A 13,609-nucleotide genomic window follows, 5' to 3' on the forward strand; every position below is an offset into this window, starting at 1 on the left:
GCAAGAAAAAATAATACTAAACATCAAGCTTTAGCTTCGTGCGCAGAAATAAAATTATTACTTTACTACTAAGTTCTTAGCTTAATCTAAATGTTAACTATCATCTAAAAACCGCTATGAAAATAAAACCATTTAAGTTAGAAAGGTATTATACCTTACACGAACATAGTGCTAAATATTCGTTGTGCAATTCTGATTGTGAAGCTATGACAATAGCCGATTTACTTTCATTAGAAAATGGAGCAAAAGAAGCGTTTGACAACACATGGTTGGGTTATACTCATACGCAAGGTAGTCCAGAATTAAGAAGAGATATTACTACAATTTACAGCAAAATAACGGCAGAGGATGTCATTGTTTGTACAGGGGCACAAGAACCAATTTTCTTGTTTTCTCATGCTATGCTAAACTCAGACGATGAAGTTATAGTGCAAACACCTTGCTACCAATCTTTACAATCTGTACCAGAAAGTATAGGCTGCAAGGTGTTGAGTTGGCATGTACGTTACGAAAAAAACGTTCCTTGTTTTGATATTGAAGCGTTAAAAAAAATAATAACTAACAAAACCAAAGTTATTTATTTAAATGCGCCACATAACCCTACTGGGTTTCTTTTTACAAAAGAAGAACAACAAGCAATTATAGAACTCGCAAGAATTAACAATATCATCATTTTTTGCGATGAAGTTTACAGAGAATTAGAACACAAACCTTCATTTGCAATTCCTGCTTTTGCCGATGCTTATGAAAATGGTGTTTCTATAGGTGTTATGTCTAAAGCATATGGTTTACCCGGATTAAGAATAGGCTGGCTAGCAACAAAAAACCAATCCATTTTAGAAAAAGTAGCTATTCTTAAAGAGTATACAACCATTTGTAATGCCGGACCAAGTGAATTTTTAGCAGGTGTTGCATTACGAAACAGGCATGCTATTTTAGATAAAAATCTAAAAATAATACAAGATAATCTTCCGCTTTATGATACCTTTTTTACAAAATACGCAGACTTGTTTTCTTGGTATAAACCAAATGCCGGACCAATAGCTTTTGTAAAAATGCATTTTGATACCAATGACATGGATTTTGCCGAACAAGTGCTTAAAGAAAAGAGTGTATTAATACTTCCTAGTGGCGTGTATGATTTTAACGGCTATTTTAGAATAGGTTTTGGTAGACAAAAAACACCGGAAGCATTAGAACAATTTGAATCTTTTGTTTTAGAAAATTTAATGGGCAAATGATAAATATAAACTACGAACAAATAAATGAACTATTGAAAATAGAGGATTTATTTGAACCGGTAAAACAGGCATTTATTGACTATAACCCATCATCGCTTATTGGGATTCCTGTAAGTTTACTCCACTTTCCAAATAATGCGGATACACATATAAAAACCGCTGCTATAAAAGGATATGATTACTTTTCTATAAAAGTAGTTTCCATGTTTCCTGACAATGCAAAGCAAAACCTATCTCCTTTTAGTGGCGCTATTTTTCTGTTTGATGCTAAAACAGGTTTTCCTACTGCCATTTTAAACGATAAAGGCATTATTACAGATTTAAGAACTGCAGCTGCAGGTGCTGTAATTACCGATTTTGTAGCTTCAAAATCTTCAAAATCGGTTGCTGTTATTGGTACTGGTATACAAGCATACCATCAAGTATTTGCTTTGGCGAAACTAAGACGGATCAATACACTCGCCATTTATGGTCGTAGCAAGGAAAAAGCACTTTCATTAAAAGAAAAACTGACTCATTCTTATCCTGACTTGAAAGTAGACTTAGTTGACAGCGTAGAGAAAGCAGTAAAAGAATCTGAAATAATCATTACTACTACGTCAAGTAAAACACCTCTTATAAAGGGTAAATGGTTGCAGAAAGAACAACACATAACTGCAGTTGGCTCTGACGATATTTATAAAAATGAAATGGATAGCGATTGTCTTCATGTTGCCGATACTATTTTTATTGATAGTCTAGAACTAAACAAAAAATATGGGGAATATGCTCATGCAATAAAATCTTCACCGCGTCTAATTGATAAGACCGTAGAGTTTGGTAATGCTTTTCAGAATACAGGATTTCAAAATTCTGATAATAAAATTACAATAGCAAAACTGGTTGGTGTAGGAATCCAAGATCTGGCAGCATCGATTGTTGTAATGAATAAATTAAACAACCCAGGTTGATTCTTAAATAAAGACGAATTACTTACCGGCTACGCTGGCAAATCGCATAAAAAAGTGAACCTTGAATCATTAGAGCTTAGTTAAACAGCAAAGTTTGTTCTAAAACAACTGCTTTACCCAGCCAAAAAACAAACTACTAGGTTTGTTTCCTTTCAAAATTCCCCTTTATACTTCGTACACCTTGCATTTTATCGATACAATTGCGATTGCTGTCGTTACAATCAACAATTATAAACACATGCTATAAGTAAAAAACCGACTACTTGGTCGGTTCGCTGTTTTTAGGGTGATTCTCTTCTTAGAGCTATTTATGACACATTAATTCTATAAAATTTATGATGATTATGGTTTTCCGTAATGGAATGTAAGATGTTAATTGTAGGTTTATTCTTTAATAGTATATTAGCTAGGTACGCTTTAACCACCAAAACAAGAAATAAACGTACCCGGTACGTTTATATGTACGTTATAACCAATTAAAAAACAAAGCGATCACGATAAAAAATATTAAAAATGGCTGAATTTCTAGACACACAAGGTGTATCATATTATTTAAAAAAGTTAATTGATAATTCTGATGACAAATTATATCTAATAAGTCCATACTTACAACTTAACAATCAACTAAAACTCTCGTTAGAAGATAGACATAAGTTCTCAATAGACATTGTTATGATTTATGGTAAAGTTTCAGAAATAAATCCAGCAGATAGTGAATGGCTAACATCTATGCCAGGAATTAAACTTATGTTTCATAAAGACCTACACGCTAAATGTTATTTTAATGGCAAAGAAGCAATAATTACTTCAATGAATTTGTATATGTTCTCTCAACAAAATAATGTAGAGATGGGTATTTATGTGTCAAAAAAAGATGATGAAAAACTATACAATCAAATTGCAAAAGAAGTTGACAGGATTAAACGAGGAAGTGAGCATAGAACAATTTCGGTTAAAAAAGTTGAAAATATAATCCCTGAACCTAAAATAGAAAAAGAAACTCCAAAAACAGAAGCAAAAAAAGATTATTCTAAATCAAAACTTTTGACCACCAAAGAATTATCACAATTGACAGGTTTGAGCAGTCGAAAAGTAAATAGTTGGTTTACCGACAACAAACTGATGTATAAGAAAGATGAAGATTGGATAACTACAAAGCGTGGAAAAGAAGTTGGCGGAATTGAAAAAAGTGGACAATATGGTAAATTTGTTATTTGGCCAGAAAATATTGCAAAAGAATTAACGGAATAAAAAAACTGTTTACAATAACTAAGCATATGGCGCGCCGATCGGCTAGCGCTATATGACTTGTTGACTGATCCGGGATTTGTAGATAAGGGGGAATTCGGGAAGTTTGCCTAGACCTTGGCAAGGAAGATGGTTATTGGTATGTAGGCTTCCCCTTCTTAGGAAGAACTGAGGTAAAAAACAAACAAATTCTTCTTTAATCTGAGACATTATTATTCTAGGCACATAGATTCTAAAATCAAGTTCCTTGAGACCAAATCAATAAACACAATGCGCCCATAACCGTGTTTTATAACTTTACAATGAGAAAATTTCAATACTATCTTTTAATTCTTTTGCCCATTCTAGCATTTTCGCAAGCACCTGAAATACCAAAAATCGACTTTAAAACGAATGCAGAAGAAGTACACAGGTATGTTGAGTTATTTGTCTTGAAAGATGCAGACGCATTGGTGGTTCGCCTCGCCTACTCCATACTGCCAGATATAGAACCAGAATCAGATTATATCGTTTACTTCAACAACGGTAAGGTAAGGCGCTACAGAATTAATGAGTCCGCACAACCAATGGCTTCCCCTAAAATAAAGAGAATACGTGTTAAGAAAAAAAAGTATTCAGAGTATTGGGCATTTTTGAATCTCTGTGCTAGCGAAGGAAAATTCAATATAGATCAACGTCAATTAGCGACCTTAGGAGAAAAAGCGAACTCATGGAAAAAAGCCATAAGTGGTGGACAAACCTATACTTTAGGTTTATACCAAGGCGAAAATTATACAGAATATAAGAGTTTTTTACCATCAATGTTCACGGATGAAGAATATCCAGGATTCGAAGATAAACGTAAGTTAATCTATGTGATGGAAGGCTTTAAAACGCTCACTGAAGACTAATGCATGTTTGTTCCTTATTTAAAACTATGATGTCATCTAGTACTTGGCATTGAGGATTATAAAACTACACAGCAAACAGTGGTTATTGAACCATGAGAGTCTGTTTAAACAGTAAAATTTGTTCTAAAACAGCCGCTTTACCCAACCAAAAAACAAACTACTTGGTTTGTTTAGTACCTAAAACAGCCTTTTACCCTAACACACCTTGCATTTTGTCGATACAATTGCGATTGCTATCGTTATTTTAAAGAATGCTCAACACATTTTAGCAGCAAAAAACCGACTACTTGGTCGGTTTTTTATTTTTAAGGTAATTTTCTTTTGAGTTCTACTAATGACAAATTATTTCCATCTAATTAATAGCTATAATAGGTTTTCATAATAGAACGTAAGATGTAAATTGTAGGTTTATTCTTAAATAGTATATTGGCTAAATACCATTTAACAACGAGACAGGAAATAAACGTACCGTAGTCAGTTTATATACGTTAGGGCAAATTTAAAAATCAAAATTTCGAATGGGAGAAATCATTGCAGAACTTCTTTTAATTTGGGAGGAACTAAAATTCTGGAAAAAGAAAAAAGAAAGACGGAAATTTGAAGAAGAGAATAATTTACCTAAAAAGTTAATGTTTCGAACTTCAACTCTCATATTATTGTTTGCGATGGGATTTATAATAGTTGCCCGAATAATAGGTTTTTTTTACTTTAGTGATAAAGGCACGGATGAAACAGAGGAAAAAATTGCTCAAATTACTACGATACTGAATGAAGAAAAAAAGGACTTGGGTATTTATCCTGAAGAACTCAAAATAATTATTAGAAACAATCCGCTACGACAAAATATAACGCTGGACTATTGGAAAAATGAATTTCATTATGAGCAATTGGACTATGGACTAAATTATGTGCTAAAATCAAAAGGTAAGGATGGGATTTTAGGGAGTGAAGATGATATCAGCGGAAAAAAAAAACTTGCCCTAACGCAGCCTAAACACGATACGGACTTTAGGTTTAAAAACTAAAAGCTTTAGCTTCGTGTTTAGCCAAAGACAATAATTAAAAAAACTGAGTTGGAAATTAGAGAAACATATAGAAATGAGTACACCATTTCAACTGACAGGGATAAATTAGATATCCCGAGCATTCACAAATTCCTCTCAAACGAAACTGATTGGGCTAATGGAATTCCACTCAATTCAGTAAAAACATCAATTGAAAACTCTTTAAATTTTGGACTTTATTACAAAGACCAACAAATTGGCTTTGCTAGAATAATTTCTGACTATTCAACTATTGCATATTTAGGAGATGTTTATATTCTAAAAGAACATAGAAGAAAGGGGTTAAGTAAATGGCTAATCAACGAAATAATGGAACACCCAAATCTTCAAGGATTAAGACGCTGGATTTTATTGACCGACACCGCTGAATGGCTTTATAAAAAGTTTGGGTTTACGGAGATACCTCATCCTGAAATTTATATGGAGAAACATAACCCGAATGTATATCTTAGAATAAAGTAAGTATAATAAAGACCTGTGTTTAACTGAAATGCTAGCGTCTATTAGTCCATAACTTTTTATACTAAACGGTATAAAAACATTCTAAACATAGATTCAATGCCAAAATATAGAGCTTCCAATTAATGAGCACCATACCAACAACCAAGAATAACCTAAAAACCTACTGGCACACTTTTATGAATAGTTCTACATGGCGTTGGTTTAAGAAAGTAGTAGTATTGATTATTTTCTCTTTAATACTAAATCATTTAGCAGAGCGCGAAAGTTTTCCTGATGGTGATTCTTATAGATTTCCTATTGAAGGTTTTTTGGCATCTATTGTTTTGTGTATTCTTATAGGCATCATAACCGAGGTTAATTTTCAATATTACAAGAAGAAGCATTTCTCTAAAAAAGTTGAAATGACAACTATTGTATGGTTTATGGCCTCAACCTTAGGATATATTACACTCATGTATATTCCTGTAAATTTTATTTTTAGTCTAGTCGTAGATGGAGAGATAGAGTTCTATTATTTACTAATAGGTTTACTGATTACCTTACTATTGAGTTTTATTCTTATAGGCTTATCGTATGCCCAAGACGTGTACAATTTATATAAGTCATCTTTAAAAGATGCTGTTGTAACCATAGAAAGCGGAGCAAAAACTACAAAACTCGCTTATGAAAACATTGCATGCTTTTATAGTGAAAACAAAATTGTATTTGCTGTTAAAAATGATGGCACAACTATTAGTACAGATTTCATATTGAATGAGCTGGAAGAAAAAATAAATAATCAATTGTTTTATAGAGCAAATCGGCAAATTATCGTTCACAAAGATGCTGTAGAAGAAATAGAAAAAATTGAAAATGGTAAATTACGTATTCAATTAAAAGCTACCATTGAAAACGATACTATTAAAGAAATAAATATCAGTCGGTACAAGCGAAAAGAATTTATGAATTGGTTTCAATAATAAACACCGACTATTCAGTTATTAATTTACTACCATTCAGTAAGAGCATCAATAATTAAAAGGGGTTTCAGCGTTTTTGTTCATTAATTCGCTTAGAATTTAAAACCAACAATAATGAACAAAGTTACCTTACGCCAAATAGTAATTCCATTAATTACCATTGCAGTTATCTGCTTTATATGGTTTGGACCACTACAATTAAGTTATATAGAAAACATCGTTGTTTCTATAATAATCATCTTATCAAATTATATAGAATACAAAGGAAAACCATTTTCAGCGTTAGGATTTCAACGAGAAAAATTCACAGTAAAAAACATCTTCGTACTAGCACCTTTACTTGCTTTAGGTCTCTTTATTTTTTATGTCTTTTTACTAGTTCCTGGAGTTACAAAACTCACAGGAGTTCCCATAGATTATTCTAGTTTTAAAGAATTAGAAGGAAATCTCACCGCTTGCTTGATTGCTGTAGTAGTCGTGTGGGCTACTGCTGGGTTTGGAGAAGAAATTATTTTTCGTGGTTATTTTATGAGACAATTTGTAAAATTCTTTGGAGAAAGCAAATTCAGCATAGTTCTTAATATTGTCTTATTAGCTTGTTTTTTCGGCTTTATGCATAGTTACCAAGGAATTACCGGACAAATAGTTGCAGGTACCGTCGGAGGGCTCATAGCGCTGATATTCTACCTACGTAAATACGATTTATGGTTTGTAATTGCCATACATGGTTTTTTTGATACCATATCGTTGATTTGTATTTACTACGGATTGGCATAATAATAACTGGAAACACTAGTTACATCATCACCTACCCTGATTAGATATTCACTGTGCATCTTATTTCATAAAAATAAAACAGTAACCCTAACAACAACGGATATAGGTTCATAATGAAAGATTTGCGTTTTTCGTGTCTGCGAGCAAAAACATAAAACGCAAATCTTCTTAAATTCATAACGGATAGTAAGAAATAGATCATTTTAACCTCGCATTTTAATACCAAAAAACAAACCACTTAGTTTGTTTGGTTCCTGAAACACTCATTTAACTTCCTACTCTTTGCATTTTATCGATAAAATGGTGAAGGCTATCTTTTGTCTCAAGAATTTTGGGGACATTTTGATTATAAAAAACAGACCAGTTGGTCGGTTCGTTAATTATAAGGTAATAATCTTTATAATGTACTTCGTTACTAATTAAACCTAATTTTAGATTAGTAGTATCCTTAGAAAATATCAGCCGAACCGTAAGTCACACTTAAATTTATTCGTGGATTACCATATTTCTTCTAAAAATATATTTTAACGCACTTATTTACGTTTAATTAATAGTTGGTTAAGATTTTAATCTATACCAGTATACTTAAACCTTTTAACAAATAGGAAGTCTAAGTAATAACTTATAACCATTTTCCCATGAATTTTCTGAAATCAGTATCAGTTATCTTTTCTTTTACATCTATAATTAGCTGTAGTAGTGATGACCAAAACACAACAACAGCAACAACAACTTGTTTTTCAGATCAAGTCTTAGACGATACAAGAGGCGACTGTAACACAACTTTGGCTTTTAATTCTGAGTTTGATGAGTCCATGTCAGGAGGTATAAGAACAATCACGGCAAATAATATTCCTGAACACTTGGTGGGGATTTTTGGTGGAGGTCCTGGATCACTAAATCCCAATGCTATTTCAGAACAATCTGAGACGTATAATATCACTCTAAACCCAACTACCGCTTCAAGCTTTACTCCTTTACTTTCTACAACTGGCGTAGGTACAAATGTAGGTCCACAATATTCTTTTGGCGTTTTATTAAACGGGGTGGAATTAGATCCTGTAGCTGCCGAACCATTCCCGCACGAAGGAATTATGAGTGCTAATGTAAATTGGGAGTGGAATTTAGAGGCTTTAAATGTTAACTTAGGTTTAGACTGTAACAATGCACATGTACAACCCACAGGAAAATATCATTATCATGGTTCACCAACCCTTTATTTGCAGAATTTAAATATTCCAAATGATCAAATGACTTTAGTTGGATATGCGGCAGACGGATTTCCTATTTACTATAAATATGCATTTACAGACGTTTCGGATAATTCATCTTCTATAATTGAAATGACATCAAGTTACCAACTAAAAACGGGCGACAGAACAGGAGATGGAATAACTGCACCTTGCGATACGTACAATGGAGTTTATTCTAATGATTATGAATACAGTACAGGTTTAGGGACTTTAGATGAAGCCAATGGTAGAACTGGTGTTACGCCAGAATACCCGTTAGGAACCTATTACTATGTAATTACTGATGAATTCCCTAGCATCCCAAGATATTTTAGAGGAACACCTTCTAATGATTTTAAAATTGGTGCATAAATGAAAAATTTATTGATATGCTGTTTTGTGTGTCTGTACTGTAGTTTTGTAGTAGCACATGAAACAAATGAAGCCTTTTTCATAATTACTCAAAAAGAGAGCACCATTGAAATTAAAGCTGAATTTCCTTGGACAATGAGAAATGCTCTGATAGCATACAATCCTTCCCTTAAAAATACGGCAAGCAAAAAAGATTTTGAGCATACTTTTATAGAATACATTAAAGCAAATCTCATTCTAAAAAATAAATCTGGAGAGCTACTTCAATTTCAAAATTATAAGGAGTTAGATAATAACGGACATTCTAAGCAAAACAGTTATTTAATAGTCTTTAACGGTAGTGATTTATTTGAAGTTACCAATACAATTATGTTTAACGTTTATGACAATCAAGTCAATTACAACAAATTAGCAATCAGTTCAAAAACGTATAAAACCTCAAAAGCAACAAATCATTTTAATGTAAATCAAAAAATGGAATCAGGTAATTGGTATTTCCTTCTATTAATAATACCATTTATATTTTTGGGGAACAGATTTTATCAAAAAAACAATGACCACGGCATGAATAGTTAATTGCCTCGTTTTTAGTTTGTTGGATGATGTGCTTTATTTCATAACTAAGTATACCCTAATATGCTTAAAAATTTAAAACACAATAAATCCCTCACAACATCAATTAAAATTGTCTGCTTTTATCAGATATAGGAAATTAAAATTTCCTATATCATTGAGTAAGTCAAAAGCGAAATTGTGTTAATTTCCTACTTATTAGTATCTTACCTTTCTATGCCTAATAAAATACATCTTGAAAATATCTTGTTTTTAGATATAGAAACCGTACCTGAAAAAAGTTCTTTTGACCAGCTAGATGAAACCACACAAGAGCTTTGGGCACATAAATCTCAATACCAACGAAAAGATGATGTAACGGCAGAAGAATTCTATGAACGTGCCGGCATATGGGCAGAGTTCGGTAAAATCATCTGTATTTCTGTAGGCTACTTTACCTTTCAAAAAGAGGTGCGCAGTTTTAGAATTACCACGTTTCATGGCGAAGAAGCTACACTTTTACAAGATTTCAAAGGTTTATTAGACGAACATTTTAATCATGTAAAGCATGTACTCTGTGCACATAACGGTAAGGAGTTCGATTTTCCGTATATCGCTAGAAGAATGATTATTCACGGTATATCGCTTCCTCAAAAACTAGACTTATTTGGCAAAAAACCATGGGAAATTCCACATATAGACACCATGGAGCTGTGGAAATTTGGTGACTACAAACATTTTACTTCGTTAAAACTTATGGCACATGTGCTGGGCATACCTTCACCAAAAGAAGATATAGATGGCAGTATGGTACGTGTGGTATACTATGAACAAAACGATTTAAAGCGTATTGTTACCTATTGCGAATTAGATGTGCTTACTACTGCGCAAGTGTATTTAAGATTAAGAAATCAAGATCTTTTAATAGATAACGAAGTAAAGAAAGTAGCTAATTGATAGAATCGCGTTAAAATTAGCATCCATTCATATAAAAATAGCACTAATGATGTAATTTTGTTAGTAACAACATTTGTTCAAAAACGAGCCAAACCTATGAAAAAAATCATCTTATTATTCTCTGTAGTTTTAGTACTGGCAAGCTGTTTACAAGAAAAGGAAATAAGTTCTATACACCCAGAGAACTGGTCGAAGAGAAAAGTTACCATTAAGGTTCAAGATTCTTTAGAGTATGGTAAGTCTTATTTATCTATCTATTCTCAAATTTATAGTAGCTCTGAGCATAAGACCCATAATTTAACCGCTATGGTCAGTTTACGAAATACAAGCGATATCGATACTATTTATTTATCTAAAGCTGAGTATTTTGATACTCATGGGGTATCGTTAAGAAATTACTTTAGCCACCCTATTTATTTAGCCCCTTTAGAGACAGCTGAAATTATTATCGATGAGATAGACGTTGAAGGTGGTACGGGTTCTAACTTTATTTTTGAATGGCAAGCACCAAAAGATTGCCCAGAGCCATTATTCGAAGGCATCATGAATTCTACCGTTGGTCAACAAGGGCTTTCATTTACTACACAATCTAGAAGAATAAAATAGCTTTCTAGTACTTATAGAATTTTGTGCTTTTACTTACCTCAGCATCTTGAATTTGTAATATGTACAAACCTGAAGGTAAATCTGAAACGTTGATTCTAGCATCTGATGCTTTATCCATTTTCAATGCTACACCACCTGTACTCATTATTCTATAGGTAGCAGTATCGGACGTTTTTACATTCAATTGTATTTCATCTACGGCAGGGTTAGGGTATACCCTAAACGGAATATCAGAATCTGCACTTAAAGGATGTAAAGTTTCTAACTCGGTATCTTCACTATTAAAAGTAAATGTTGCCACTTCGCTAAATTCAGAAGCGATGTTTTGTGAGCAGAATGTTCTTAATCTAAAAGAATAGGTAGTATCGATTAACAATCCCTTCCAGCTGAAGTTATTTACAGAAATATACTCTGTAGACCATTCTTGTTGATGAACTTCTTTATACTGAATTTCATAAAGTGCATCTTCAGAAGCATTCCAAGCTAATTTTACAGTAGACATTTCAGCTTCATCAAGGTTAACTTCTGGGGCATTTATAGAACATGTGGTCATAGCAACACCTGAAACGATCAATGAAAAATCTTGCATAGCGTTTACTAGTTCACCTTTATGGGTAACGGTAATTGTATAGGTTCCATTTGCATTAGGTATTTCAACTCTTTCAAAAGGATCCACTAAATTATCGCCTTTAGTTGCAGGGCTATTTGCCTGGGCAGGATTCAATTTCCAAGGTAAAAAAGTTTGTCCTTTTTTAGAGATTCTGATATCAAGATCATTTACCAAAGCGGCAGTAGTATTATTTAATTGACCTGAATTAATAAAACTAGATTCTACATCTGTCCAAGAAATTGAAGCGATCAATGTTTCGTTACCTTCTGCAGTTACATCAAATGAAAATGAGTTTCCGTTTTCTAGTGTTTCTTCAGCAATATGGCTAGAAAAATCTTTATTGTTCAATACCTGAGCGGCAATTTTTGAATTCATAATGCCCCATCCCATTTTATAATCTGGACCTAAATCGTCAATATCATCTGCAGTATGTAAAGCCAAACCTTTTAAGGTAGCTGCTTTCATATACTCACCATATAATTCTTTGTTGTATTGTTGTAATAGTAATAATGAGCCGGTAACACCTGGTGTTGCCATTGAAGTACCAGAAGAAGTTTCATAGCTAGTACTGCTGGCGGCATCTGTAGAAAGAATAGCACCACCGTTACCTGCAATGTCTGGCTTAATTCTACCATCATCAACCGGACCGAAGCTACTATAGGTACAAACATGTGCATTTTTCAAATTTCCGTTTCCGTCAATTTCAGAATTTGCACCAGCAACAGTAATATTATTTTTTGAAATGGTAAAACCTAACAATACATCAAAACCATCAGCAGTGTTACCGTATGTAGGTTCTAAGTTATCTCTGCTCTTTTGTGCATTACCAGCAGCTGTTACCATTAAATAGTAAGGAGCATTGTACATGATCTTATCCCAATCTTGAGCTACTTTCGTGTAAGCACCAAAATACCAGTCTGGCACTCGATCAGCTTTAATACCATATGAGTGGTTAGAAAGTAGAAGTCCGCCTGCAGCTGCTTCGGTTACTTCAATTTTATCTCTTGTCCAATCATGAGATATTACCTGAGCCATATTAGCTACACCTTTAGCATCTCTTTTAAGTCCCGTAGAAATTATACTTCCTGTAACGTGAGTAGCATGGGTACCAACCTCTGCATTATCATCACCAATAGTAACCCTAGAAGTATATTCTATATGATTCTTTAAGGCAACACCAGCATCCCAAACACCAACTTTCATACCATCACCATCTAAATGTAGCCCCAATAAACCATTTGTGTTCAAAGTGCTTGCTCTAGAAGCTACCCCAGCTTGATCAGAATAGGTCTCATAATATAAAGGACTTCCATCTGTACCAATACCTTGCAATTCAATTTTTTTACCGTTTGCTAAGGTTTCCTTGATTTTCCAATTGTTTAGTTTTGCTACCTCTTTAAGGTGAGTTCTTTCAAGAGCATATTCAGAAACCAAATTCGACTTGAAATTTGCCAATTCAGTCTTCTTATTATTAGCAGCAATTTTTAAACGTTCTTGAGAAGTTTGAGCGTTAACTTTATTTACTGCTGAGAACACAAAAAATAGCATTATTAAAAAACTATATGTACGGTAGGTGGTATTGTACGTATTCATCCTTAGATTGTTTTTGTAAGATTTGGACTACAAATATATAAACCTAATGGAGGGTTCGGTGAATGACCTCTTTTATTCGATGAAATACTTAAACAT

General features: G+C 33.2%; 13 protein-coding genes. 12 read left to right on the plus strand and 1 reads right to left on the minus strand.

Annotation, left to right across the window (positions count from 1 at the left end; translation table 11 throughout):
- The first annotated feature begins 116 nt into the window (after positions 1 to 116).
- From Q4500_RS04200 to Q4500_RS04255, 12 genes are all read left to right on the plus strand, one after another.
- Positions 117 to 1,241 carry an aminotransferase class I/II-fold pyridoxal phosphate-dependent enzyme gene (locus Q4500_RS04200; protein WP_303598480.1) on the plus strand — a complete coding sequence of 375 codons (1,125 nt, stop codon included), beginning with the start codon at positions 117 to 119 and terminating at the stop codon, positions 1,239 to 1,241.
- On the plus strand, positions 1,238 to 2,191 hold the full coding sequence (locus Q4500_RS04205; protein WP_303598481.1) for an ornithine cyclodeaminase family protein: 954 nt from the start codon (positions 1,238 to 1,240) through the stop codon (positions 2,189 to 2,191). The genes Q4500_RS04200 and Q4500_RS04205 overlap by 4 nt, the downstream gene beginning before the upstream one ends.
- 513 nt (positions 2,192 to 2,704) lie before the next feature.
- On the plus strand, positions 2,705 to 3,442 hold the full coding sequence (locus Q4500_RS04210; RefSeq protein ID WP_303598482.1) for a phospholipase D family protein: 738 nt from the start codon (positions 2,705 to 2,707) through the stop codon (positions 3,440 to 3,442).
- A 299-nt stretch (positions 3,443 to 3,741) separates the two neighbouring features.
- Positions 3,742 to 4,329 (plus strand): hypothetical protein, encoded by a 588-nt coding sequence (locus Q4500_RS04215; RefSeq protein ID WP_303598483.1) that lies wholly within the window; start codon positions 3,742 to 3,744, stop codon positions 4,327 to 4,329.
- A gap of 518 nt (positions 4,330 to 4,847) precedes the next feature.
- A complete protein-coding gene (locus Q4500_RS04220) occupies positions 4,848 to 5,354 on the plus strand; it encodes a hypothetical protein (RefSeq protein ID WP_303598484.1) in 507 nt (168 codons plus the stop codon).
- A gap of 48 nt (positions 5,355 to 5,402) precedes the next feature.
- Entirely contained in the window at positions 5,403 to 5,855 is a 453-nt protein-coding gene (locus Q4500_RS04225; protein ID WP_303598485.1) for a GNAT family N-acetyltransferase, read from the plus strand.
- Between the two features lie 122 nt (positions 5,856 to 5,977).
- Positions 5,978 to 6,814, plus strand: coding sequence for a LytTR family DNA-binding domain-containing protein (locus tag Q4500_RS04230; RefSeq protein WP_303598486.1), 837 nt, complete (start codon positions 5,978 to 5,980; stop codon positions 6,812 to 6,814).
- 114 nt (positions 6,815 to 6,928) lie between these two features.
- A complete protein-coding gene (locus tag Q4500_RS04235) occupies positions 6,929 to 7,591 on the plus strand; it encodes a CPBP family intramembrane glutamic endopeptidase (protein WP_303598487.1) in 663 nt (220 codons plus the stop codon).
- Between the two features lie 638 nt (positions 7,592 to 8,229).
- The gene (locus tag Q4500_RS04240; protein ID WP_303598488.1) at positions 8,230 to 9,195 is read left to right on the plus strand and encodes a YHYH protein; all 966 of its coding nucleotides are present in this window, start codon (positions 8,230 to 8,232) and stop codon (positions 9,193 to 9,195) included.
- On the plus strand, positions 9,196 to 9,771 hold the full coding sequence (locus Q4500_RS04245) for a hypothetical protein (protein ID WP_303598489.1): 576 nt from the start codon (positions 9,196 to 9,198) through the stop codon (positions 9,769 to 9,771).
- Positions 9,772 to 9,984: 213 nt separating this feature from the next.
- Positions 9,985 to 10,704, plus strand: coding sequence for a 3'-5' exonuclease (locus tag Q4500_RS04250; protein WP_303598490.1), 720 nt, complete (start codon positions 9,985 to 9,987; stop codon positions 10,702 to 10,704).
- Positions 10,705 to 10,800: 96 nt separating this feature from the next.
- Positions 10,801 to 11,310 carry a DUF3124 domain-containing protein gene (locus Q4500_RS04255; protein WP_303598491.1) on the plus strand — a complete coding sequence of 170 codons (510 nt, stop codon included), beginning with the start codon at positions 10,801 to 10,803 and terminating at the stop codon, positions 11,308 to 11,310.
- Between the two features lie 4 nt (positions 11,311 to 11,314).
- On the opposite strand, the gene Q4500_RS04260 is transcribed toward Q4500_RS04255, so the two are convergent.
- Positions 11,315 to 13,513: a S8 family serine peptidase gene (locus tag Q4500_RS04260; RefSeq protein WP_303598492.1), complete on the minus strand. Its 2,199-nt coding sequence runs from the start codon at positions 13,511 to 13,513 to the stop codon at positions 11,315 to 11,317.
- Between the last annotated feature and the right edge of the window lie 96 nt (positions 13,514 to 13,609).

Source organism: Maribacter sp. 1_MG-2023, from assembly GCF_030547005.1.
Taxonomy (GTDB): Bacteria; Bacteroidota; Bacteroidia; order Flavobacteriales; family Flavobacteriaceae; genus Maribacter.